Annotated in this window: 20 protein-coding genes; 11 read left to right on the top strand and 9 right to left on the bottom strand. The window is 70.0% G+C overall.

Annotated elements, in window-relative coordinates; genetic code table 11:
* Positions 1 to 38: 38 nt before the first annotated feature.
* The 3 genes from OG241_RS23995 to OG241_RS23985 form a co-directional block, all read right to left on the bottom strand.
* The gene (locus OG241_RS23995; protein ID WP_405817745.1) at positions 39 to 1,352 is read right to left on the bottom strand and encodes a DUF5667 domain-containing protein; all 1,314 of its coding nucleotides are present in this window, start codon (positions 1,350 to 1,352) and stop codon (positions 39 to 41) included.
* A gap of 372 nt (positions 1,353 to 1,724) precedes the next feature.
* The gene (locus OG241_RS23990; RefSeq protein WP_405817743.1) at positions 1,725 to 2,495 is read right to left on the bottom strand and encodes an ECF subfamily RNA polymerase sigma factor, BldN family; all 771 of its coding nucleotides are present in this window, start codon (positions 2,493 to 2,495) and stop codon (positions 1,725 to 1,727) included.
* Between the two features lie 637 nt (positions 2,496 to 3,132).
* On the bottom strand, positions 3,133 to 4,086 hold the full coding sequence (locus OG241_RS23985) for an HAD family hydrolase (RefSeq protein WP_405817741.1): 954 nt from the start codon (positions 4,084 to 4,086) through the stop codon (positions 3,133 to 3,135).
* Positions 4,087 to 4,257: 171 nt separating this feature from the next.
* Between OG241_RS23985 and OG241_RS23980 the strand changes: the two genes are divergently transcribed.
* From OG241_RS23980 to hemB, 6 genes are all read left to right on the top strand, one after another.
* Positions 4,258 to 4,533, top strand: coding sequence for a glutaredoxin family protein (locus tag OG241_RS23980; RefSeq protein ID WP_405817739.1), 276 nt, complete (start codon positions 4,258 to 4,260; stop codon positions 4,531 to 4,533).
* Between the two features lie 346 nt (positions 4,534 to 4,879).
* Complete coding sequence (locus OG241_RS23975; RefSeq protein ID WP_405817737.1) at positions 4,880 to 5,707, top strand: redox-sensing transcriptional repressor Rex; 828 nt, start codon at positions 4,880 to 4,882, stop codon at positions 5,705 to 5,707.
* A complete protein-coding gene (locus tag OG241_RS23970; RefSeq protein WP_405817735.1) occupies positions 5,704 to 7,509 on the top strand; it encodes a glutamyl-tRNA reductase in 1,806 nt (601 codons plus the stop codon). The genes OG241_RS23975 and OG241_RS23970 overlap by 4 nt, the downstream gene beginning before the upstream one ends.
* A complete protein-coding gene (gene hemC, locus OG241_RS23965) occupies positions 7,506 to 8,498 on the top strand; it encodes a hydroxymethylbilane synthase (RefSeq protein ID WP_405817733.1) in 993 nt (330 codons plus the stop codon). Before OG241_RS23970 ends, hemC begins: the two co-directional genes overlap by 4 nt.
* Positions 8,495 to 10,204 carry a uroporphyrinogen-III synthase gene (locus OG241_RS23960; RefSeq protein WP_405817731.1) on the top strand — a complete coding sequence of 570 codons (1,710 nt, stop codon included), beginning with the start codon at positions 8,495 to 8,497 and terminating at the stop codon, positions 10,202 to 10,204. Before hemC ends, OG241_RS23960 begins: the two co-directional genes overlap by 4 nt.
* A gap of 251 nt (positions 10,205 to 10,455) precedes the next feature.
* Positions 10,456 to 11,445 (top strand): porphobilinogen synthase, encoded by a 990-nt coding sequence (hemB, locus tag OG241_RS23955; protein ID WP_405817729.1) that lies wholly within the window; start codon positions 10,456 to 10,458, stop codon positions 11,443 to 11,445.
* Here the strand turns inward: hemB and OG241_RS23950 are convergent.
* Positions 11,412 to 11,627 (bottom strand): hypothetical protein, encoded by a 216-nt coding sequence (locus OG241_RS23950; protein ID WP_405817727.1) that lies wholly within the window; start codon positions 11,625 to 11,627, stop codon positions 11,412 to 11,414. The genes hemB and OG241_RS23950 overlap by 34 nt on opposite strands.
* A gap of 337 nt (positions 11,628 to 11,964) precedes the next feature.
* Here OG241_RS23950 and OG241_RS23945 point away from each other — a divergent pair, with 337 nt between their 5' ends.
* Both OG241_RS23945 and OG241_RS23940 read left to right on the top strand, forming a co-directional pair.
* Positions 11,965 to 12,867 carry an SAM-dependent methyltransferase gene (locus tag OG241_RS23945; protein WP_405817725.1) on the top strand — a complete coding sequence of 301 codons (903 nt, stop codon included), beginning with the start codon at positions 11,965 to 11,967 and terminating at the stop codon, positions 12,865 to 12,867.
* Positions 12,868 to 12,995: 128 nt separating this feature from the next.
* Complete coding sequence (locus OG241_RS23940; protein WP_405817723.1) at positions 12,996 to 14,207, top strand: PLP-dependent aminotransferase family protein; 1,212 nt, start codon at positions 12,996 to 12,998, stop codon at positions 14,205 to 14,207.
* A gap of 40 nt (positions 14,208 to 14,247) precedes the next feature.
* Here the strand turns inward: OG241_RS23940 and OG241_RS23935 are convergent, their stop codons facing one another.
* Positions 14,248 to 15,054, bottom strand: coding sequence for a DUF4253 domain-containing protein (locus OG241_RS23935; RefSeq protein ID WP_405817722.1), 807 nt, complete (start codon positions 15,052 to 15,054; stop codon positions 14,248 to 14,250).
* A 391-nt stretch (positions 15,055 to 15,445) separates the two neighbouring features.
* Here OG241_RS23935 and OG241_RS23930 point away from each other — a divergent pair, with 391 nt between their 5' ends.
* Positions 15,446 to 15,802: a DUF805 domain-containing protein gene (locus OG241_RS23930; protein WP_405817720.1), complete on the top strand. Its 357-nt coding sequence runs from the start codon at positions 15,446 to 15,448 to the stop codon at positions 15,800 to 15,802.
* 91 nt (positions 15,803 to 15,893) lie between these two features.
* Here OG241_RS23930 and OG241_RS23925 read toward each other — a convergent pair whose 3' ends face one another.
* Together OG241_RS23925 and argS are read right to left on the bottom strand one after the other, a co-directional pair.
* The gene (locus OG241_RS23925; RefSeq protein WP_405817718.1) at positions 15,894 to 16,367 is read right to left on the bottom strand and encodes a hypothetical protein; all 474 of its coding nucleotides are present in this window, start codon (positions 16,365 to 16,367) and stop codon (positions 15,894 to 15,896) included.
* A 177-nt stretch (positions 16,368 to 16,544) separates the two neighbouring features.
* Complete coding sequence (gene argS / locus OG241_RS23920; RefSeq protein ID WP_405817716.1) at positions 16,545 to 18,329, bottom strand: arginine--tRNA ligase; 1,785 nt, start codon at positions 18,327 to 18,329, stop codon at positions 16,545 to 16,547.
* Between the two features lie 355 nt (positions 18,330 to 18,684).
* Here argS and OG241_RS23915 point away from each other — a divergent pair, with 355 nt between their 5' ends.
* Entirely contained in the window at positions 18,685 to 19,251 is a 567-nt protein-coding gene (locus OG241_RS23915) for a hypothetical protein (RefSeq protein WP_405817714.1), read from the top strand.
* 108 nt (positions 19,252 to 19,359) lie between these two features.
* Positions 19,360 to 21,108 carry a lysine--tRNA ligase gene (lysS, locus tag OG241_RS23910; protein WP_405817712.1) on the top strand — a complete coding sequence of 583 codons (1,749 nt, stop codon included), beginning with the start codon at positions 19,360 to 19,362 and terminating at the stop codon, positions 21,106 to 21,108.
* Between the two features lie 175 nt (positions 21,109 to 21,283).
* Here the strand turns inward: lysS and OG241_RS23905 are convergent, their stop codons facing one another.
* Both OG241_RS23905 and OG241_RS23900 read right to left on the bottom strand, forming a co-directional pair.
* Positions 21,284 to 21,931: a response regulator gene (locus tag OG241_RS23905; RefSeq protein ID WP_405817710.1), complete on the bottom strand. Its 648-nt coding sequence runs from the start codon at positions 21,929 to 21,931 to the stop codon at positions 21,284 to 21,286.
* Entirely contained in the window at positions 21,928 to 23,193 is a 1,266-nt protein-coding gene (locus OG241_RS23900; RefSeq protein ID WP_405817708.1) for a sensor histidine kinase, read from the bottom strand. The genes OG241_RS23905 and OG241_RS23900 overlap by 4 nt, the downstream gene beginning before the upstream one ends.
* Between the last annotated feature and the right edge of the window lie 220 nt (positions 23,194 to 23,413).

Raw genomic sequence — 23,413 nt, 5'->3', positions numbered from 1 at the left:
TGCGAAGGGCGCCCCCGAATCTCGTACGGCTGACCGCGCTAGCCGGCGTCCTCGCTGTCGATGCCCAGGCCGGGCAGCAGGCCCGGGAGGAGCGGCGGGAGCGTGACGTCGGGCTCGGCGTTGGACGGGGTGGTCGGCGACGGGGACGCCGTGCCGTTCTCCTCGGGCGGGTCGAGGAGGCCGCCGGTGTTGCCGCCGAGCAGGCCGTCGTTGTCGGCGCCGGACGCGGACGGCTTGGGCTTGCCGCTGCTGGACTCGCGGCTGTCGGTGGAGTCGCCGCCGGTGTTGCTGGGGGCGGCCGGCCGGTCGGAACCGGACGAGCTCGTGCTCGACCCCGGCCCGGAGCCCTGCCGTTGGCCTCCCCCGCCACCACTGCCGCTTCCGCCGCTCCGGGTGGGGGGCTTCGGAAGCAGGGACTGGAGGGGGGCGACCTCTTGGTCTATGGCGTCGAAGACCGACGACACCTCCTGGCTCACGTCCCCCAGCTGCAGGGGGAGACGGTCGCGCAGGGCGCCCCAGGCCTCGCGGTGCGAGCGGGAGAAGGCGTCCAGGGCCTGGATGGGGCCCAGGGAGTCGGGGTCGTGCTGGTAGGCCTCGTGCAGCAGGCGGTGGCCCTCCGACACGTCGTGCCCCATACCGGAGAGGGCGCGGCGGATCTCGCCGAGCGACTCGTGGTCGAGCTGGCCGGCGCGGTCGCGCTCCATCAGCCGACGGGCCTCGTTGAGCCGTGTCGAGGCCTGGTCGAGGTAGACCTGGCCTCGTTCGCCGGCGCCGTCGGTCAGGTAGTTGAGCTTGATGTCCTCGATGCCGCGCTTGAGGCCGTACAGCGAGTCACCGGGCAGGGCGTCGGAACTGGCAGCGGCGACGCCGCCGAAGGCTCCCGCTGCCACACCCACGCTGAGTCCGCCGGCGGCGAGACCCTTCGTCAGTCGCGTACGGGGTCGCAACTTCCCCAGGCCGCTCGCCCGGTGAGCACCTCCCTTGGCGCGGGAGCGCTGCTCCGGCACCAAAGGGTCCGCCGCCCGGCCGCCCGGTACCGTGCCGTCCCGCAGCATGGCCTCCATCGCGGCCACCAGCTGGGCCCGGTGGACGACCTTGACCGCGGGGTCGAGCACCGGTTTGGGCAGCTCGCCGAGACCGGTCGCGAGGGCCACCAGTCGGCTCGGTTCGGTCTGTTCCGCCCGGTGGTCCGCCTGGTGGTCCGCCCGTTCCGCGGGAGCCAGGGCCGGTTCCGGTGCAGCGTCCGGTGCCGGTCCTTCGGGCTGCTCGGCCGCCGAGTCCCGGTCGGACAGCTGCTCCAGGTCCTGGGCGAAGGCGTTCGCCCGCCGGTGCGCCGAAACGTTCGCGATCACTGGCGGCACCTCCTCTCGTCATGACGGTCGGCTCCCCAGGGGGTCCTGAGGGTTGCACATCCCTGACCGCATCAACTCGATCGGGTGATCGAAGACGGCCAGGGAGTGACCACAGGGAGCCTGTATCCCGCACAACGAGTGGCGCGGCACTTGGGTTACGGACGGCGGATGATCGGACCGCGAACTCAACGGACTTTCACGGAAGGTGAGTTGGTGGTCGCTGAGTGTGCGGTTTCCGGGCAGGCGGAAGCGGGGCGAGTCCGCAGGGTGGGGCGGGGTGGGGCGCTCCCGGTGATCTGCGGGTGCGGGTGCGGGTGTAGTGCGGGGGTGGGGGTGTCCTGGTGGAGATGCGCGGAGTACCTCGTACGGTGCTCAGCGCGCGTCTTCCGGGAGGAGCCGGGCGAGTGTGCGGACGGCGCGGTACTGGAGGGTCTTGATGGCGCCCTCGTTCTTGCCCATCACTCGCGCGGTCTCGGCGACGGACAGCCCCTGGAGGAAGCGCAGGGTCACACACTCCTGCTGCTGGGGGTTGAGACGCTTCACGGCGTCGAGGAGAGCGGCGTTCGAGAGGGACTCCAGGACGGAGTCCTCCGGTGAGCGCTCGACCTCGTTGGCGTCCAGCATCTCGCCGGTGGTCACTTCGAGCCGGAAACGGCTGGACTTGAAGTGGTCGGCGACGAGGTTGCGGGCGATGGTGACCAGCCAGGCGCCGAAGTCGCGGCCCTGCCAGGTGAACGTTCCGATGCGGCGCAGGGCGCGCAGGAACGTCTCGCTCGTCAGGTCCTCGGCGGTGGCCTTTCCGCCCACCCGGTAGTAGATGTACCGGTACACAGTGTCGCTGTACTGGTCGTAAAGGCGGCCGAAAGCGTCGGCCTCACCGGCCTGGGCACGCTCGACAAGGTCCATCATGCGGGCGCTGTCACTGTCCGCCGCGGGGCGGCGAGTAGTGGCGGCGCCGGACGCACGGCCTCGTCTGCCGACCGCGGCGGTGCCGTCGGCCAGTGCGTAGCACGGGCCGAGTGGTGCGGCGGTGGCGAATGCGGGGACGGCGTACGCGGTGGGGACGAAGCCGCGCAACAGGTCTAGGACCGTTGCGCGCAGCGTAGCCAGGCCCGAGGCGTCAACCCCGACGTGTGGGTACACGGGACTCCCAGAGGCAGAGCTTCCATCACGTGCAGTGCGGGACCGTTCACCCGTCGTGGCGACGGAGGGGTACCGGTTTGCGTCTGAGGAGAATAACGCTTCGTACAGGTGCTGCTACACCCGGTTGCTCAAATCATCGATTACGTCGCTTCTGTTACCTATTGGCGCCCGTTCAAGTGCCGCAGAGTGACAGGTTGTTGATCGATTAAGGCCGAGTTGAGCTTCGCTCGGGGCGTGTTGTGGCTGTGTACGGCCAACGGGACTGGTGGCGGGGTTACGGGGGATTGGGGGGCGAACGGATTTTTCTTCGCCCCCGCCGCCCCTACCCGTCCCATCCTGTCCCTGGGGGCTGCGCCCCCAGACCCCCTCCGGCCCTGAAGGGGCCTCGTCCTCAAACGCCGGACGGGCTGGAGGTGCGGGCCGGCGCTGGGGAGGAGGAGGCTCGGGCGGGGTGGGCTCTGTCCTCATGCGCCGGACGGGCTGGAGGTGCGGGCCTGGGCTGGAAGTGCGGCCTTGCTCTGGCGGGGTGCGGCCTGGGCTGTGGACGCGGTGGGGGCGGGTGGGTGGGAAAGAAGGTGGGTCTGAACGGCCCTTGTCCTCGAGCGACGGGCGGGCCGGGGGTGAGCAGTTCAGGGGGTCAGCGGCGGCGGCGGTGGAGGGCGATGGCTGCTGCTGTGCCGCCGGCTACCGCTCCTACGCCGGCTGCTGCCGGGATGCCTACCTTTGCTGCCTTGCGGCCGGTGCGGTAGTCCCGTAGGCGCCAGTCCAGGCGGCGGGCGTGTTTGCGGAGCTTGGTGTCCGGGTTGATCGCGTAGGGGTGGCCCACCAGGGAGAGCATGGGGATGTCGTTGTGCGAGTCGCTGTAGGCCGCGCAGCGGGTGAGGTCCAGGTCCTCCGCCGCGGCCAGGGCGCGTACCGCTTCCGCCTTGGCCGGGCCGTGCAGGGGTTCGCCCACCAGCTTGCCCGTGTACACGCCGTCCACCGACTCGGCGACCGTGCCCAGCGCGCCCGTGAGGCCGAGGCGGCGGGCGATGACCGTGGCGATCTCCACCGGGGCCGCCGTCACCAGCCACACCTTCTGGCCCGCGTCCAGGTGTGCCTGGGCCAGTGCGCGCGTGCCCGGCCAGATGCGTTCGGCCATGTACTCGTCGTAGATCTCCTCGCCGATCGACATCAGCTCGGAGACACGGTGGCCCTTGACGATGGAGAGGGCGGAGTCCCGCGCGTCCTGCATGTGCTCGGGGTCCTCGATGCCGGCCAGCCTGAACCACGCCTGCTGCCAGGCGAACCGGTAGAGGTCGCGGGTCTCGAAGAACTTCCTCTTGTACAGGCCCCGGCCGAAGTGGAAGATCGCGGCGCCCTGCATGACGGTGTTGTCGAGGTCGAAGAACGCGGCGGCACGCACGTCGCCGAGGACGGGGAACGCCGGCTCAGCCGGTTCCTCCTCGGTGCCGGTCGAATCCGGCGCATGCGCCAGTTCCTCCAGCTCCTGGGAGGATTTGCGCGCTGCCTCCGCCGAGGCCTCGCCTGCCAACACGCTCCGCGCCGTGGCGGAGCGCCTACGGGGAGTGAGCCATCCGAGAGCGGCCATGGCGTGAGCATAGCCAGTTTGTTCGGTGCTTCCGGAGTCGAGAGGTTTGGAGGTTGTGAACTCTCCGCGACCGCGCAGTTAAACAACTGCCGTCGGCCCGCCACGAGGTGGGGGATGCCGCGCCGTTCGGCGCTCCCTTCGCCTCTCCGGCGGGCGCGGGACAATGGGTGTATGAGTCCCCTCTTTCGGCGCGTCGACCGTCGTACGTCACAGTCCCGGCTCGTCACGCTCATCCGGAAGCCCGGTTGTCATTTGTGTGATGACGCACAGGGAGTTGTCGAGAAGGTGTGTGCCGATCTTGGGGTTTCCTGGGAACAGAAGGACATCACTCAGGACGAGGAACTCCATCGTGAGTACTGGGAGCAGATCCCGGTCGTGCTCATCGACGGCGCCCAGCACACGTTCTGGCGTGTCAACGAAGAACGTCTTCGCAAAGCCCTCACATAGATTCCCGGTCGATTAACCGGTGGTCCAGTTCTGACCAAGTGCTGACCGAGCAGTCCAGGTGGTCCGGAAAGTCGCTTAGGATCGAGTGCGGTTCAGATCTCGGGGGCGGGATTCATGAGGAGTGTGTGAGGTTTTGCCCCCGAACGGTGCCTGTGACGGCGAGGGAAGACGGTGCCTGTGTGCCGGTTCCGCACGCGTGCGCCGGGGGTGCGTGACCCCGGTCACGTTGGGTGGGCAAATCGGACACCATCTTTGTGCACGCGTTCACAAAGACATAGCCTGCACTCGACGGGGCGGTCCAGGAACGTGTGACCGCCTGCAGCCCCGCGCTACCCGCAGGAGCACCGTGGCAACTGGCCGAACTCACCGAACGGCGACCCGCAGCCGAGGGATTCCCGAGGCCACAGTCGCCAGGCTTCCGCTGTACCTCCGTGCGCTGACCGGACTGTCGGAGCGCTCGGTCCCCACGGTCTCGTCCGAGGAACTGGCGGCCGCCGCGGGGGTCAACTCCGCGAAGCTGCGCAAGGACTTCTCTTACCTGGGTTCTTACGGAACGCGTGGGGTCGGCTACGACGTCGAGTATCTCGTCTATCAGATCTCGCGTGAGCTGGGCCTGACCCAGGACTGGCCGGTAGTGATCGTCGGCATCGGTAATCTCGGCGCCGCCCTCGCGAACTACGGCGGCTTCGCCTCCCGTGGATTCCGGGTGGCCGCCCTCATCGACGCCGATCCCGCCATGGCGGGAAAGCCCGTCGCGGGTATTCCGGTGCAGCACTCGGATGATCTGGAAAGGATCATCGCGGACAACGGTGTGTCCATTGGCGTTATCGCCACCCCCGCCGGTGCCGCTCAGCCCGTGTGCGATCGGCTCGTCGCCGCCGGTGTGACCTCCATTCTCAACTTCGCGCCCACCGTGCTGACCGTCCCGGACGGCGTCGACGTACGCAAGGTCGATCTCAGCATCGAGCTGCAGATCCTCGCTTTCCACGAGCAGCGCAAGGCGGGCGAGGAGGCCGACGCGGCAGCTGCCGCCGCCGACGCTGTCGCAGCGGCCGACGCCGTCGCGGCGGTCGCTGCCAAGGGGCGTGGCCGCAGTGGCGTTAGTGGTGGCGGTAGTGGTGGCGGGCGGGGCGAAGGGCCTGACGGGGACGTTCCCGCCGTGATGCCGGCATGAGTCTCCTTGTCGTCGGGCTGAGCCACCGCAGTGCTCCCGTCAGTGTTCTCGAGCGGGCCGCGCTGTCCCAGGACGCGCAGATCAAGTTGCTTCAGGACACCGTCGCCGCCGAACCGGCCGCCGAGGCCGCGGTGCTCGCCACCTGCAACCGCATCGAGCTGTACGCGGACGTGGACAAGTTCCACGCGGGTGTCGCCGAGCTGTCCACACTGCTCGCCCAGCACAGCGGGGTGGGCCTGGACGAACTCACTCCCTACTTGTACGTGCACTACGAGGACCGGGCCGTCCACCACCTGTTCTCCGTCGCCTGCGGGCTCGACTCCATGGTCGTCGGCGAGGGACAGGTCCTCGGGCAGATCAAGGACTCCCTCGCTCTCACGCAGGACCTGCACACCGCCGGCCGACTGACGAACGACCTGTTCCAGCAGGCGCTGCGGGTCGGCAAGCGTGCCCACTCCGAGACCGGTATCGACCGGGCCGGGCAGTCGCTGGTCACCTTCGGGCTCCAGCAGCTGGCGGGAGGCAAGGGCGCCGGGGTTTCGGTGGAGTCCTGGGCCGTGGGCAAGAAGGCCCTGGTCATCGGTGCCGGGTCCATGTCCTCCCTGGCCGCCGCCACGCTCGCGCGGCTCGGGGTCGCCGAGATCGTCGTCGCCAACCGCACGCCGGACCGCGCCGAGCGGCTCGCGCAGATCATCAACGAGAACCGTGGTCCGAGCGGTGCCGGGGGTGCGGTCGCGTCCGTGGTCGCGCGCGCGGTTCCGATGGAATCGGTGCCGTTCGAGCTGACACGTGCCGATATAGCCGTTTCCTGTACCGGCGCGACCGGGCTCGTCCTCACCGCCGAGGCCATCGCCGCGGCCGTCGAGGGCCGGGTACCGGCGGACGAGGCCGGGCTGTCCCTTCGTACGGTCGCGACGGGTGACGTACCCGGAGTCCTGCCGCCCACCAGCATCGGCACCGACGACGGCTGTCCGCTGGACCTGGCCGCCGTACAGACGAGCCAGACAGGGCAGACCGGCCAGGCCGGGCAGGCTGTGCAGGAGTCGGCCGGGTTCTCGGTGATGGGCGAGGCCGCCGTCGCCGGAATGGACGCGGCGACGCTGGAGCAGCACGCGGCCTGGGTCGACAACGGCACCGTCGACCGGCGGGACGCCGCGCGGCGTACGCCCGACGACGACCGTGAGCTGATCGCCGCGCTCGCCCTGACCGCGGCCACCCTCGGGCGGATTCCCGAGCGGCGGCGCCCCGAGGCGGTGGCCGACGTGGTGCGACCCCCGGCCGTGCTCTCGCTGCTCGACCTCGCGATGCCCCGGGATGTCGACGCCGCCGCGCACCGGCTGCCCGGAGTGCGGCTGGTGGACATCGAGACGCTGGCCGAAGCCTCCGCGGACGTCCCGATGGCGGCCGACGTGGACCAGGTCCGGCGGATCGTCGCCGACGAGGTCGCGGCCTTCGGGGCCGCCCTGCGGGCCGCCCACATCACCCCCACCGTCGTCGCGCTGCGCGCCATGGCCGCCGACGTCGTCGCCGGTGAGATCGCCCGGCTCGACGGACGGCTCCCCGGGCTCGACGAGAAGCACCGGGCCGAGATCACCCAGACCGTGCGGCGCGTGGTCGACAAACTGCTGCACGCGCCGACCGTACGGGTCAAGCAGCTGGCGGCCGAGCCCGGCGGCGCCGGGTACGCGGACGCGCTGCGCACCCTGTTCGACCTCGACCAGGAGACGGTCGCCTCCGTCTCCCGGGCGGAGCGGGCCGACGAGAACACCCCGGCGAACGCCGAGAACCGAGGGCGAGCATGAGTGAGCCAGTACGAGGGCCGGCGCGAGGAGCGCTGAGACTTGGGACCCGGCGGAGTCAACTCGCCCTGGCCCAGTCCGGGCAGGTCGCCGACGCCGTGAACCGGCTCACCGGGCGGCCCGTCGAGCTCGTCGAGATCACGACGTACGGCGATGTGTCCCGTGAGGACCTCGCCCAGATAGGCGGCACGGGCGTCTTCGTGACCGCCCTGCGCGAGGCGCTGCTGCGCGGGGAGGTCGACTTCGCGGTGCACTCGCTGAAGGACCTGCCGACCGCGCAGCCCGACGACCTGGTGCTCGCCGCGATACCGGAGCGCGAGGATCCTCGTGACGTCCTGGTGGCGCGCGGCGACCTCAAGTTCACCGACCTGCCGCCCGGCGCGCGGGTGGGGACGGGTTCGACCCGGCGCACGGCCCAGCTGAACGCGTACGCGCGTGCCCATGGGCTGAGTGTCGAGGTCGTTCCGGTCCGCGGGAACGTCGACACCCGGATCGGGTTCGTGCGCAGCGGTGACCTGGACGCCGTTGTCCTGGCCGCGGCCGGGCTCAACCGCATCGGGCGCGCCGACGAAGTGACCGACTTCCTGTCGGTCGACATGGTTCTGCCTGCCCCTGGCCAAGGGGCCCTGGCGATCGAGTGCAGAGCGGGGAACACCTCCCACGACTCTGACCTGATCGCGGCACTCGGCGAGCTCGACGACCCGGACACCCGGGCCGCCGTGACCGCCGAACGGTCACTGCTCGCCGCCCTGGAGGCCGGTTGCAGCGCCCCTGTGGGGGCGTTGGCCGACCTGCTGGCCGACGGGCAGATTGTCAAGGAGATGCGCCTGCGCGGCGTCGTCGGCACGACCGACGGCTCGACGTTGGTGCAGCTGTCCACCACCGGTCCCGTGCCCGAGACGTACGACCAAGCAATGGCGCTCGGCCGTGAACTCGCAGCCGAGATGCTTGCCAAGGGCGCGGCCGGTCTGATGGGGGAGCGAGCACAGTGAGCCCCACCACCCTTCCCGCCGGTCCGGACCACGGGCACGTCACCTTTCTTGGTGCCGGACCCGGGGATCCGGGACTACTGACTCTGCGCGCCGTCGAGGCGCTGGCCAACGCGGACGTACTGGTCGCCGAGCACGAGGTGCTCGACGTCGTACGCACGCACGCCAGACAAGGCGTAGCCGAGCTCAACACCGAATTGGACACGCCTATTGGCAGCACGTATCCAGGCACAGGCACGCCTCAACTAGCGGTTGTTGACGGCGCGTCAACAAGCGCTGGTGTACCCGCTGTGCGGGATGCCGCACATCTTGTCATGGAGGCCGCGAGGGGTGGCAGGCGGGTCGTGCGTGCGGTGTCCGGGGATCCCGGGCTCGACGCGTACGCCGCCGAGGAGATGCTGGCGTGCGCCCGCGCGGGCGTTCCCTTCGAGGTGGTCCCGGGTGTCGCGGCCGCCGTGGGTGTGCCCGCGTACGCGGGTGTGCCGCTGCGGGACGCGCAGGGCGCGGACGTCCGGTTCGTGGACGCCCGTACGGCCTCGGACCGGTGCTGGACCGAGGTCGGGGCCTCCGACGGGACGGTCGTCGTCTCGACCACCCTGGACTCGGTGGCTGCCGCCGCCGGCGAGCTGGTCGCGGCCGGGCGAAAGCCGGACACCCCGTTGACCGTGACGATCGCCGGGACCACGACGCGTCAGCGGACCTGGTCGGCGACGCTGGGGACCATCGCCCAGACGTTCAAGCAGGGCAAGGTGCTGCCGTCGCCCGACGGTGGCCGGCCCGTGATAGCCGTCGTCGGCGAGCGGTTCGCTGCCGCCCAGCGCGAGCAGCTGTCGTGGTTCGAGAACAAGCCCCTGTTCGGGTGGCGGGTCCTGGTGCCGCGTACGAAGGAACAGTCGGCGTCGCTCTCCGACCAGCTGCGGTCCTACGGGGCCGTGCCGCACGAGGTGCCGACGATCGCCGTCGAGCCGCCTCGGACTCCGCAGCAGATGGAGCGGGCGGTCAAGGGGCTGGTCACGGGGCGTTATGAGTGGATCGCTTTCACGAGCGTGAACGCGGTCAAGGCCGTGCGGGAGAAGTTCGAGGAGTACGGGCTCGATGCTCGTGCCTTCGCCGGGATCAAGGTCGCGGCGGTGGGTGAGCAGACCGCCAAGGCGTTGGTCGCGTTCGGGGTGAAGCCCGATCTGGTGCCGAGTGGTGAGCAGTCCGCTGCCGGGTTGCTGGACGACTGGCCGCCGTACGACCCGGTCTTCGATCCGATCGACCGAGTTTTCCTGCCTCGGGCCGACATCGCCACGGAGACGTTGGTGGCGGGACTCATCGAGCTGGGCTGGGAGGTCGATGACGTCACGGCCTATCGGACGGTGCGGGCGTCGCCGCCGCCGCAGGAGACCCGGGAGGCGATCAAGGGGGGTGGCTTCGATGCCGTTCTCTTCACGTCGTCGTCCACTGTGCGGAACCTGGTTGGTATCGCCGGTAAGCCTCATAACGTGACGGTGATCGCGTGTATTGGGCCGGCCACGGCGAAGACCGCGGAGGAGCATGGGCTGCGGGTTGATGTGATGGCTCCGGAGCCTTCCGTGCTGAAGCTGGCTGAGGCGTTGGCGGACTTCGGGTTGCGGCGGCGTGCTTCCGCTGTGGAGGCGGGGGATCCGGTTACTCGGCCCAGTGAGCGGCGGCCGGGGGCGCGGAGGCGTCGTACGACCACGTAGGTGGGGTGTAGGTGTGGGTGGGGGCGGTGTGGGGTTTTTCGCCCCCGCCGCCCCTACCCGTCCCATCCCGTTCCTGGGGGCTGCGCCCCCAGACCCCCCTGTCGGCCCTGAAGGGGCCTTGTCCTCAAGCGCCGGACGGGCTGGGGGTGCGGGCCGGTGCTGAGGGTGTCGGCCGGGGCTCGAGGGAGCCCGTAGGGGCCCCCGACGTCGCGTCGGTAAAGGGGGGTGTGGGGCGGGCGTAGCGTGTGGGTATGTCGAAGTACGGATCCTTTCCCGGTACGCGTCCTCGGCGGCTGCGTACCTCGCCCGTCATGCGGCGCATGGTCGCCGAGACCCGACTGCACCCGGCCGACTTCATCCTGCCCGCCTTCGTGCGGGAAGGGGTGAGTGAGCCCGTGCCGATCTCCGCCATGCCGGGGGTTGTGCAGCACACGCGGGACAGTCTGAAGAAGGCCGCTCTGGACGCCGTCGCCGCCGGGGTCTCCGGGATCATGCTGTTCGGGGTGCCGGAGGAGGGCAAGAAGGACGCCCTCGGGACTCCTGGCACCGATCCGGACGGGATCCTCCAGGTCGCCATCCGGGATGTGCGGGCCGAGGTGGGGGACGAGCTGCTCGTCATGTCCGATCTCTGTCTCGACGAGACCACCGACCACGGGCACTGCGGGGTACTGGACGCGGAAGGGCGCGTCGACAACGACGCCACCCTGGAGCGGTACGCCGAGATGGCCCAGGTGCAGGCCGACGCGGGGGCCCATGTGGTGGGGCCCAGCGGGATGATGGACGGGCAGATCGGGGTCGTACGGGATGCCCTCGACCAGATCGGGCGTGAAGACGTCGCCATCCTCGCCTACACCGCCAAGTACTCGTCCGCCTTCTACGGGCCCTTCCGGGAAGCCGTCGGTTCCTCGCTGAAGGGGGACCGCAAGACGTATCAGCAGGACCCCGCCAATGTCAGGGAGTCGCTGAGGGAGCTCGCGCTCGACCTGGAGGAGGGCGCCGACATGGTGATGGTGAAGCCGGCCGGGCCCTACCTCGACATCCTCGCCCGGGTCGCCGACGCCGTGGACGTGCCTGTCGCCGCCTATCAGATCTCCGGCGAGTACTCGATGGTCGAGGCCGCGGCGGAGAAGGGCTGGGTCGACCGGGAGCGGGCCATCCTGGAGACCCTGACCGGGATCAAGCGGGCCGGCGCGCAGAACATCCTCACCTACTGGGCCACCGAGGCCGCCCGCATGCTGTGAGCCTGCCCGAGCGCGGGTGTGTGTCCGGGTTCGGGTGCCGACTGTGCCGGTCGGCCGGACGTCGTTGACGGGCCCTCGTCGCGTACGCCCTCTCCGTCCTCGCATGCCGTGAGGGTGGTGAGGGCGACGAGCGCGACCGCCGTGGCGGCGAACAGACGCGTACGGGACCTGCGTACGGACATGGGGGTGCCCTTTCCGGTGCGAGGGGAGGGAAGGGAACGGGGAGCGGCGGGAGGCCGTGCCGTTCGACCGGCTACAGCTTGGGCCGTGAGCCGTCCCAACGCCATGTTTTCCGGCGAATCCGGGACGCCGGTCGGTCCATCGGCGCTCTGACCTGCTGGGATGCCGTCCGGTTCGGGGATGGTCCGGGACGGTGGGAGCTCCTTCCGGGACGGCCGGGAGCGGGGTCCGGGACTCTCCGACGGTCGATTTTCGATTTTCGAACGTCAACTGCGGTCGGCGGCTAGGTTGTTGTCCGTTGAAGAGGTTTGGACCCCAGGCTCCCCAGGGAGAGGCCACATGAGCGGCGATGCTCTCAGTCAGGACCCCGCCGAGCTGCGCAGGAGGATCGACAGCACCAAGGCCCACCCGGCCCGGGTCTACGACGTCTTCCTCGGCGGCAAGGACAACTACCCGGCCGACCGCAACGCGGCGGCCGCGGCGCTCGCCGCCAACCCGCGCGGGTACCTGGACGTCCGGCACAACCGCGACTTCATGCGCCGCGCGGTCACGACGATGGCGGCCGACGAGGGCATCCGGCAGTTCCTGGACATCGGCACCGGACTGCCCACGCAGGACAACGTCCACCAGATCGCCCAGCGCATCGCCCCGGACACCCGGGTCGTGTACGTCGACAACGACCCGATCGTTCTCGCCCATGCGCGCGCCCTGCTCACCAGCGGGCCCGAGGGCCGTACCGACTACGTCGACGCGGACCTCGCCGACCCGGCCCAGATCCTCGACCACGCCCGCAAGACCCTCGACTTCGACCGGCCCATCGCGCTCGTCCTCGCGGCGGTCCTGCACTTCGTGGCGGAGCCGGAGGCGTACGACATCGTGCGTGAGCTGGTCGACGCGCTGCCGTCCGGCAGCCGGCTCGTCCTCAGTCACCTCACCGAGGATCTGAACCCCGAGAACATCCGCGCGGTCCAACGGACGTACACCGAGCGCGGGTTCACCTTCGTGCTCCGCTCCAGGGCCGAGGTGGCGCGCTTCTTCGAGGAGAACGGGCTCACCCTCGACGAGCCGGGCGTCGTGCCCGCCCACCACTGGCGTCCCGACGGCGGAGCCCCGCTGCCGGAGCAGGTCGAGGCCGCGTATCTCGACTCGCTCGACGACATCGAGAAGGTCCGCTACCGCGACATCAACGACGTCACGGACGCCGACATCAACGTGTACGGGGCGAGTGGCCGCAAGGGGTGAGGCGGCCGAGGTTGCGAGGGCTGGGGCCGGTGAGGGCGTCCGGATCGTGAAAAGCGGTTGTAGGCAGCACGTGTTTCCCTAGGGTGTGGGCAGGAGACGTGTCGTCCGCCCGCCTGAAGGAGCCGCACATGACCGCCCCAGTGAGAGCCGCCTCCGCTTCCGTGCCCGCGCTTTCCGCGCGGGCACGGGCGGTTGGCGGGTCGGCCGTACGGGACATCCTGGCCGTCATCGCGCGGCCCGATGTGATCAACTTCGCGGGCGGGCTGCCCGCACCCGAGCTGTTCGACGCGGAGGGCATGGCCGCCGCGTTCCGGGACGTGTTCGCGGACACACCCGCGCGGGCACTGCAGTACGCCACGACCGAGGGCGAGCCGGTACTCCGCGAGGCGCTCGCCCTACGGCACACCCGACGCGGGCTGCCCACCGAGGCCGACGACCTCCTCGTCACCACCGGTTCCCAGCAGGCGCTGTCGCTGCTCACCACCGCGCTGATCGACCCCGGGGACGTCGTTCTCGTCGAAACGCCCTGCTATCTCGCGGCGCTTCAGGTGTTCGGGCTGGCGGGCGCGCGGGTGGTCGCCGTCCCCGGGGACGAGGACGGGATCGCTCCGGAGGCGCTGGCGGAACTCGTCGTCCGTCACCGGCCCAAGCTGCTCTACACCGTGCCCAACTTCCGGAACCCGACCGGGCAGACCATGCCGGGCGAACGCCGGGCCGCCGTGGCGGAAGTGGCCGCGCGGCTCGGGCTGTGGATAGTCGAGGACGATCCGTACGGCGAGCTGCGCTTCGAGGGCGAGCGCGTGCCGTGGATCGCCTCCTTCCCGGGGGCGGAGGATCGCACGGTTCTGCTCGGCTCCTTCTCCAAGGTCATGGCGCCGGGGCTGCGGCTGGGCTGGCTGCGGGCGCCGGCGGCGCTGCTGCGCGCGTGCACCGTCGCCAAGCAGGCCGCCGACCTGCACACCCCGACCGTCAACCAGCTCGCCGCAGCCCGCTATCTGGCCGACCGTGATCTCGACGCCCATGTGCTGCGCGTGGCCCGCGTTTACGGGGAGCGGCGCGACGCCATGCTCGACGGCATCGGGGACGCGCTCCCGGAGGGCTCGGCCTGGAACCGTCCCGAAGGCGGGATGTTCCTCTGGGCCCGGCTTCCGGAGTCGTACGACACCACCGCCTTGCTCCGGGGTGTGGTGGAGCGTGGGGTCGCCTATGTACCGGGGGCGTCCTTCTACGTGGGTAAGGCGGACCGGGCGGGTAGGGCGACCATGCGGTTGTGCTTCGTCACCCAGGCTCCGGACGAGATCGGGGAGGGGCTGCGGCGGTTGGGGGCGGGGCTCCGGTAGTCGGTCCGAACCTCAGGTGGATCAGCCCGCCGACTGGTGGTCAGTCCCACCAGAAGGACCAGGTCTGCTTGGCCAGCAGTTCGTGTTCGGCGTACGCGCGCAGGGTGGTGTGGGTTCCCTGCGTGATGTTGTCCGGGCAGAACGCGAAGTGCTCGGCGGCTGTCGCCTCGGCCTCGGCGAGGGTGGTCGGCGGGGCGGCCACGGACAGCACCAACTGGTTGAAGGTGAGCGACAGGACCCGTATGCCGAAGCGGTCCTCCCAGGAGCGGAGCACCGCGCAGAGGCGGGCGGTGTCGCTCTCGTAGTTCGCGGAGCCCGACCAGCCGATGGCGGCCGGGATGTCGGCGGAGCGGCGGGCGGGGACCAGGGCGAGGCGTGGGTCCTTCAGGGAGGAGCCGGGGGCGAGGAGTGAGTCGGCCAGCCGGGCGGCCAGCGCGTCGGCGGCGGCCTGATGGGCGGCGGGGGTGACGGCGGGGGTGGCGGGCGCGAGGCCGGGCCAGGCCTCGCCCTGGGCCGCGTACTCCTCCCAGAACCCGGTGAGGACCTCTTCGGCGTTGTGGTCCCCGGGGTACGAGGTGTCGGCGGGCATCAACTCCCAGTTCTCCGGCCCGCCTTGACCGTCGCCCACCTCTATGACCACCGGGACGAGCCCGGCGGGCCGGCATGCGTCGTGGAGCGCGGTCCAGTCGCCGGGGGCGGAGGGCGCGTCGGCGTGCCAGAGGAGCGGCTCGTGCCACGCGCCGTCGTCCGTCGCGTCGATCAGCCTCCCGGCGGGGAGAGCGAGGCCGAGTGCGCTGCCGGTCGGGTCGGTCGCGAGGTGGGGCAGCGGGTTGGGAAGTGTCGCCATGCCGGTGACCTTAGGGCCTGCCACTGACAACCGGCCCAGGGAGCCCGCGGGGGAGCCGGAGCGGGCAACGGTTCGAGATCGGTCCGGTGTCGGCGCGGCCTCGAACTTGCGTCGGACTGGCGTAGAACTGGCAATGGAACGGCCATGGTTGGGCAGCCGGATGGTCTCGGCGCCGTGAACTCCCGGTGTCCGGAGCACGGTTCCCGACGATCTTGCGTGGATCTGTCCGGAAATCGATGCCCTGGGGGCGTCCAATATCCCGTGTACCAGGCAAATTGATGCCCCTGACCTGCAACGTCAAACCCTATTGACGAGTTCCCGCCAGTTTCCGTAACTTCTCGCCCTGGCCTGATCCGCTCGGCGGGCTCACATCGTTCCCTGGGGGGATCTCATGAACTACTTCATCGAAGCGCTCAAGAAGTACGCGGTGTTCAGCGGGCGTGCGCGCCGCAAGGAATACTGGATGTTCATCCTGTTCGCTGTCATCGGCTACCTCGCGCTGCTCGGCATCGGCTATGCCATCGACATGGTGTGGATCGCTTTCGTCTTCTACGCGGCGCTTCTGCTGCCCGCCCTGGGTGTGTCCGTCCGTCGCCTGCACGACACCAACCGCTCGGGCTGGTGGTTCTTCTTCGGGCTTGTCCCGCTCGTCGGCGGGATCACGCTGCTGGTCTTCTACTGCCTCGACGGCGACCAGGGCGAGAACAACTACGGCTCCAGCCCGAAGTTCGGCCCCGCGCACGTCTGAGGTACGCACCGTGGGCATCGTCCCCGTGCCCCACGCTTCGGCCGCCCGGATTCTTCCGGGCGGCCTTCGTGCTGTCCGCTGGTTCCGCGGGTCAGCCGGCGAACACCCTGCCCTCCTTCACCACGTAGTGCGTCGCCTCGGAGCAGCCGATGGACGGCGTGATCAGCAGGCTCACGGCCAGCGGCGCGGGCTCCGTACTCGCCGTCGAGAACTCGCAGACGGCACCCTTGCCCGTGAGCGGGAACCAGAACCATCCGTCGACGTGACCCACGGTGACCCGGTCGGACTCCTTCCAGGCGCCGCCGGTCTGCGTGTAGACCTGCAGTCGCACGGAGGCGGCGTACTGGTCCTCCGGTGACCGCAGGGCGGTCAGCGTGATCTTGTAGTCGCTTCCGAGGACGGACGAGGCGATCTGCTTCGTCTGCGGTGCGGCGGGCTTGGTGGCGGCGTCGGAGGCCGTGGCGCCGGCCGTCCCGAGGGCGGTCACCGTCAGGAGAGCCAGGGCCGCGGTCGTGGTGCGACGGCCGCTGTTGCTGTGGCGGTTGCGGTTGCTGATCAGCTTCATTTGTTCCCCCGTGGAACTTTTGTGCCGAAAGGTCTGTTTGGTTCCTACGGTACTCAGGACGCGTGGAACCGCCTCGGGGGTTCCACGCGAGTCCGGGGGAACGACGGAAGCCGGCCACCCCGAGACGAAGGGGAGTGGCCGGCTTCCGGTGCCGTGGTGCCGTGGTGCGGTGGTGTGTCAGAGGCGTTCGGGGGTCCTGATGCCCAGGAGGGCCATGCCCTGGTGCAGGGTCTTCGCCGTCACGTCGCACAGGAACAGGCGGTTCTCCACCTGCTGTGCTGACTCCGCCTTCAGGACCGGGCACTTGTCGTAGAACGTCGTGTACAGCGACGCCAGTTGGTACAGGTACGCCGCCATCTTGTGCGGGGCGTACTCCGTCGCCGAGTCCGCCACCGTCTCCGCGAACGCGTCGATGTGGAGGGCCAACGCCCGCTCCGCGTCGGCCAGTTCGAGTTCCGGGTGCGGCTGCGGGCGTACCTCGCCGGCCTTGCGCAGGATCGACTGGATACGGGCGTACGCGTACTGGAGGTACACGCTCGTGTCGCCGTTCAGCGACACCATCTGGTCCAGGTCGAACTTGTAGTCCCGGTTCGCCGACGTCGACAGGTCCGCGTACTTCACGGCGCCGATGCCCACCTGGGTGCCCCGCTCGGCCACCTCGGCGTCCGACAGCTGCCCCAGGGTGTCCTTCTCCCGTACGACCGCCGTCGCGCGCTCGACCGCCTCGTCCAGCAGGTCCACCAGGCGTACGGTCTCGCCCTCACGCGTCTTGAACGGCTTGCCGTCCTTGCCGAGGACCGTGCCGAAGGCCAGCTGGTACGCCTTGACGTCCTCGTCGTTGAGCCAGCCCGCCCTGCGCGCCGTCTCGAAGACCATCTTGAAGTGCAGGGACTGCCGGGCGTCGACCACGTAGATCAGGTTGTTCGCCTTCAGGTTGAAGACGCGGTCCCTGATCGCCGAGAGGTCCGTAGCCGCGTAGCCGTAACCCCCGTCGGACTTACGGACGATCAGCGGGACCGGGTTGCCCTCCGGACCCTTGATGTCGTCGAAGAAGACGCACAGGGCGCCCTCCGAACGGACCGCGACGCCCGACTCCTCCAGGAGGCGGCACGTCTCGTCCAGCATGTCGTTGTAGCCCGACTCGCCGACGATGTCCGCGTCCCGGATCTCCATGTCCAGCTTCTCGAAGACCGAGAAGAAGTAGATCTTCGACTCGTCCACGAACCGCTGCCAGCTGGCGAGGGTGGCCGGGTCGCCGGCCTGGAGGTCCACGACGCGCAGCCGCGCCCTCGTCTTGAACTCCTCGTCGGAGTCGAAGAGTTTGCGCGCCGTCTTGTAGAGGCGGTCCAGGTTCGACATCGCCTCCTGGCCGCTGGCCTCCGGGTCCGCGTCGGCCGCCTTGTGGTCCAGCTCGTGCGGGTGCTCGTCCAGGTACTGGATGAGCATGCCGAACTGGGTGCCCCAGTCGCCGATGTGGTGCCTGCGGACCACGTTCTCGCCGGTGAACTCCAGGAGTTGGACCACCGCGTCGCCGATCACCGCGGAGCGGAGGTGGCCTACGTGCATCTCCTTCGCCACGTTCGGCTGGGCGTAGTCGATGACCGTCGTGCCGGGGTTGGTGGCCAGCGGTACGCCGAGACGGGCGTCCGGGTCGGCGGACCTGGCCGCGAGGTTCTCGATGATCGCGTTGTCGGTGAGCGTGATGTTCAGGAAGCCGGGGCCGGAGACCTCGATGTCCTTGATCAGGTCGCCGGACACCACGTTCGTGACGACCTGGGTCGCCAGGTCGCGGGGGTTGGCCTTGGCCTTCTTGGCGAGGGCGAGGATGCCGTTCGCCTGGTAGTCCGCACGGTCGCTGCGTCGCAGCAGCGGGTCCGCGGGGGGTGCCTCCGGCAGGGTGGCCGAGAGGGCGTCCGCGAGGCGCTGGTTGACGGTGGCGGTGAGGGACTTGACCGGGGCCATAGGAGTGGGTGCCGTTCTCCTGGTGGGTACGTGTGGATGGGGTCAGTATCCCATGGGGGGTAAAGGGGTTTTTCTGGGTGCGAGAGGTGGGTGCGGGTGGGTTTTCTCGCCCCCGCCGCCCCTACCCGTCCCATCCTGTTCCTGGGGGCTGTGCCCCCAGACCCCCCATCGGCCCTGAAGGGGCCTTGTCCTCAAACGCCGGACGGGCTGGAGGGTGCCGGTCGGGGTTGGAGGGTGCCGGCCGGGGATGGAGGGTGCCGGTCGGGGGTGCGGGGAAGTGCGGGTATTGTGCTTGAGATGTAAAGTATCTTGGGCTGTGTTGCCTACTGGTCGGTCATGTTTTAGGTCTTGGATCATGACACCCCCCACCAAAGCTTTCGCCGTCCTCGCCGTCGCCGCCGGGCTTGTTCTCGGGTTTGCCGGTGCTGCCGGGGCTGCTCCCGGAGGGACTTCCTTCGGGTTCGCGCACCGTGCTGTCGTCGGCTCCGACGGGCAGGTCTTTCGGCTCAAGTTGGCCGCCACTCCCACCGTTCTTCCCGCCGCCGGCGGCACCGTCGACGTCGCCGGGACCGGGTACAACCGGGGGCAGGGGATCTTTCTCGCCTTCTGTGTGATTCCCGACGGCGTCAAGGTCGGGGATCCCTCCACCTACACATCGCTCCCCACGCCCTGTCTGCCCGGGCGGGAGGAGCAGGACGGGTCCTCGCGTCGTATCACCGACAGCGGCACCGGGACTCCGGGGATCACCTTGCCGTACCAGGCCGGGGGGTCCTTCCTCACCACTCTCAACCTGCGGCCCGAGATCAAGGACGGCGTCGTGTGCGACGTCGACGTCAAGTGCGCCATCGTCACCCGTGCCGACTTCACGGCCACCGCCGACCGGTCCTACGACCAGTACATCCCCGTCAGCTTCGCTCGGTAGCGGCGCGCTGAAAAGCCGTTTTCGTGGTTCTGGGCCCGCCTGGGAGAATGGACAGGTCAGCCGTCCGACGTACCGGCCGGCCTTGAGGAACTCTCAGAAAAAGAGGACGTGCCGATCGTGGCTCAGAGCACCGAGACCACCGACTGGGTCTCCCGTTTCGCGGATGAGGTCATCGAGGAGTCGGAGCGCCGAGCCCCGGGCAAACCCGTTGTCGTCGCGTCCGGGCTGTCTCCCTCCGGTCCCATCCACCTGGGGAACCTGCGCGAGGTCATGACCCCGCATCTCGTCGCCGACGAGATCCGGCGCCGGGGGTACCAGGTCCGGCATCTGATCTCCTGGGACGACTACGACCGGTACCGCAAGGTCCCCAACGGGGTCGACGGCGTGGACTCCTCCTGGGCCGAGCACATCGGGCGGCCGCTGACCGCCGTACCGGCGCCCAAGGGGTCCGCGCACGCCTCCTGGGCCGAGCACTTCAAGGCCGCGATGGTCGACGCGCTCGCCGAGCTCGGTGTCGAGTTCGACGGGATCAGCCAGACCGCGCAGTACACCTCGGGTGTCTATCGCGAGCAGATCCTGCACGCCATGAAGCACCGGGGCGACATCGACGCCATCCTCGATCAGTACCGGACCAAGAAGGCCCCCCAGAAGCCTCAGCAGTCTCAGAAGCCTGTCGATGCCGCCGAGGTCGAGGCCGCCGAGGGGTCCGGGGCCGCCGCTGAGGACGACGGGAGTTCCGGGGCCGCCGGCTACTACCCGTACAAGCCCTTCTGCGGTGGCTGCGGCAAGGACCTCACCACCGTCACCGCCTACGACGACGACACCACCGAGCTGACGTACACCTGCACCGCCTGTGGGTTCTCCGAGACCGTGCTGCTGAGCGAGTTCAACCGCGGCAAGCTGGTCTGGAAGGTCGACTGGCCGATGCGTTGGGCCTACGAGGGGGTCGTGTTCGAGCCGAGCGGGGTCGACCACTCCTCTCCCGGGTCCTCGTTCCAGGTCGGCGGGCAGATCGTCGGCAGCATCTTCGGCGGCAAGCAGCCCATCGGGCCCATGTACGCCTTCGTCGGCATCAGCGGCATGGCCAAGATGTCCAGCAGCAAGGGCGGCGTCCCTACGCCCGGCGACGCGCTGAAGATCATGGAGCCGCAGATCCTGCGCTGGCTGTACGCCCGGCGCCGGCCCAACCAGTCCTTCAAGATCGCCTTCGACCAGGAGATCCAGCGGCTCTACGACGAGTGGGACAAGCTCGACGCCAAGGTCGCCGACGGCTCCGCCCTCCCCGCCGACGCCGCCGCGCACTCCCGTGCCGTACGTACCGCAGGGGGCGAACTGCCGCGTACGGCAAGGGCGTTGCCGTACCGGACGCTGGCCTCCGTCGCCGACATCACCGCCGGTGCCGAGGACCAGACGCTGCGGATCCTGGGTGAGCTGGACCCGGCCGACCCGCTGGTCTCCCTCGACGAGGTGCGGCCCCGGCTCGACAAGGCCGAGGCCTGGATCAACACGCAGGTACCGGCCGACCAGCGGACCGTCGTGCGGGACGAACCCGACACCGAGCTGATCAAGTCCCTCGACGAGCAGGGGCGGCAGTCGCTGCGGCTCCTCGTCGACGGCCTCGCCGACAACTGGTCCCTGGACGGCCTCAGCCATCTCGTCTACGGCGTGCCCAAGGTCCAGGCCGGCTTCTCGGCGGACGCCGGGCCGAAGGAACTGCCCGCCGAGATCAAGACGGCCCAGCGGACGTTCTTCGCCCTGCTCTACCACCTGCTCGTCGGGCGGGACACCGGGCCGCGCCTGCCCACGCTGCTGCTCGCGGTGGGGCAGGAGCGGGTGCGGGCCCTGCTCGGGGAGTAGCGGGAAGGGGAGTAACGGCAACACGAGGACGGGGCGCCCGGTGAACTCCGGGCGCCCCGTATCTGGGTCCAGCACGGGATTCGCAGCCGTCCGGGGGCCCGTCTAGTACGACTTCGCCCACATCAGGAACTGGCGCGTCCTCAGCAACGACGAAGTCTCCCGGCCGTCAGCGGGCTCAGTCGATACGGATGACTCCCCGTCCCAGGGCCGCGGTGACGGCGCTGGTGCGGTCGGTGACGTCGAGTTTGGCGTAGATGTGCAGCAGGTGGGTCTTGACCGTGGCCTCGGACAGGCGCAGGGTCCGGGCGATCTGCTTGTTGCTCTGCCCGCGGGCGACGGCGGACAGAACCTCCAGCTCCCGGCCGGAGAGGCCTGCGCCCCGGTCACCGCGCATATGGGCCAGCACCTTGGCGGCCACCGTGGGAGACAGCGCCGCACCGCCCCTGGCAGCTGAGCGGATGCCCGCGCACAACTCCTCCCGCCCGGTGTCCTTGAGCAGGTAGCCGGCCGCGCCGGCGTCGATGGCGGAGGTGATGTCGGCGTCCGTGTCGTAGGTGGTCAACACCAGCACCGCTACGTCGGGGTGAGCGGCGCGGATGGCGGCGGTCGCGGCCGCGCCGTCCATGCCGGGCAGCTGCAGGTCCATCAGGACGATGTCCGGAACCAGCTCGGCGGTCCGGCGCAGTGCCTCGGGACCAGTGGCGGCTTCGCCCACCACCAGGAAGTCGGGCTGGGTGGCGAGCAGGGCGGTGAGTCCGTCGCGGACCACCGGGTGGTCGTCGACGACCAGGACCCGGATCGAGGGAGTGGGAGCGGGAGTCACCGTGCCTGGACCATCCGGTTGGTGTCGGTGTTGGTCTCGGAGCCGGAGCCGGAGCCGGAGCCGGAGCCGGGGGTGGCGGGTGAGGGTGCGACAGCGGGCTCGGGTGCTGCGAGCGGCGCCGTGACCGCGATGGTGGTGCCCTCGCCGGGCGCGCTCTCCACCGTGAACGTGCCGCTCAGGGTGGCGACGCGCTCGCGCATGGAGATCAGCCCGACACCGGCGTAGTGGCGGGCGGTGGGCGTGAAGCCGTTGCCGTCGTCCTGGATGTCGACGGCCAGCACATCGTCGAGATAGGAGAGCGTGACGGACACGCTCGCCGCGTGCGCGTGACGCCGAGCGTTGTTCAGCGCTTCCTGCACCACACGCAGCAACTCGCCCTCCATTCCCGGCGAGAGGGCGGCCGGACGGCCGGTCACCGTCGTGTACGCGTCGATGCCGGTCTCCTCGGCCAGCCGGGCGGTCAGTTCACGGACCGCGTCCCTCAGGTGCATGCCGTCCAGCGGTACCGGGTGCAGGGCGTACACGAGACGGCGGCTTTCGGCGAGGTTGTCCCGGGCCGTCCGCATGGCCTGTTCGACACGGCGTGCGGCGGGCGTGCCGGGCGGAAGGTCGTCCCGTACGGAGTCCAGCAGCATGGCGATGGAGGTGAAGCCCTGGGTCAGGGTGTCGTGGACCTCGCGGGCCAGGCGCTGACGTTCGGCCAGGATGCCGGCCTGGCGCTCCGCCGCGGCTCGCTCGGCCTGTGTGGCGGTCAGCTCGTCCAGCAGGCGTTGGCGCTTGTGGCTCTCGTGGTCGACGGTGGCTATGAAGCCGACCACGGTGACCGCCACGACCATGCCGAGCGAGCAGCCCACGAACTCCGGCATGCCCACGGACCCTTCCCTGGTGAAGCGCTGCCACAACCAGGCCGCGCCCATTGCCAGCACTCCGGCGGCCGACCATCTGGCCCGCCACACGCAGTACGGGACCAGTACGGCCAGGCCCGCCGGCAACAGCGCCGGATCCACCGCGACCATCACCGCCCAACCCACGGCCGCTCCGACCAGGTAGGGCAGCGGCGGGTGGCCGGTACCGCCGCGCAGCACCACCCAGTACCCGTACCAGGCAGCGAGCGCCGCCGCCGGGGCGATGCGCAGCACGACCCCGGCAGGGGGCGTGTCCGTCCCGACCAGGGCACCCATCACGAACAGGACGAGCACGCCGAGGAAGAACGCGTGCCGCCCCAGGGCCGTCCACCGGTCCCACTCCCGCAGCTGTGCCATGCCGCCAGCGTAGGCGCCGTTCCGCGTGAGCGGATCAACCGATCGGTGCGGTCGGCATCCACCGGACGGTTGGCGGGAGAGGCAGCACGTGGTCGATGTGTGGGCCCGACGCGCGGAGAGACGATCGGTCTGTGAACGAGCCCTCGCCGGCCCGGCTCGACGCACCTGTCTCCGTCCCGGGGCCGAGGCGGGCATGCCCCGTGCTCCGCCGAGAACATCC

The sequence above is a fragment of the Streptomyces sp. NBC_01390 genome (assembly GCF_045040105.1).
Lineage (GTDB): Bacteria > Actinomycetota > Actinomycetes > Streptomycetales > Streptomycetaceae > Streptomyces.
Note: the sequence above shows the minus strand (reverse complement) of the source record. Positions and strands in the feature narration are given on the sequence as shown.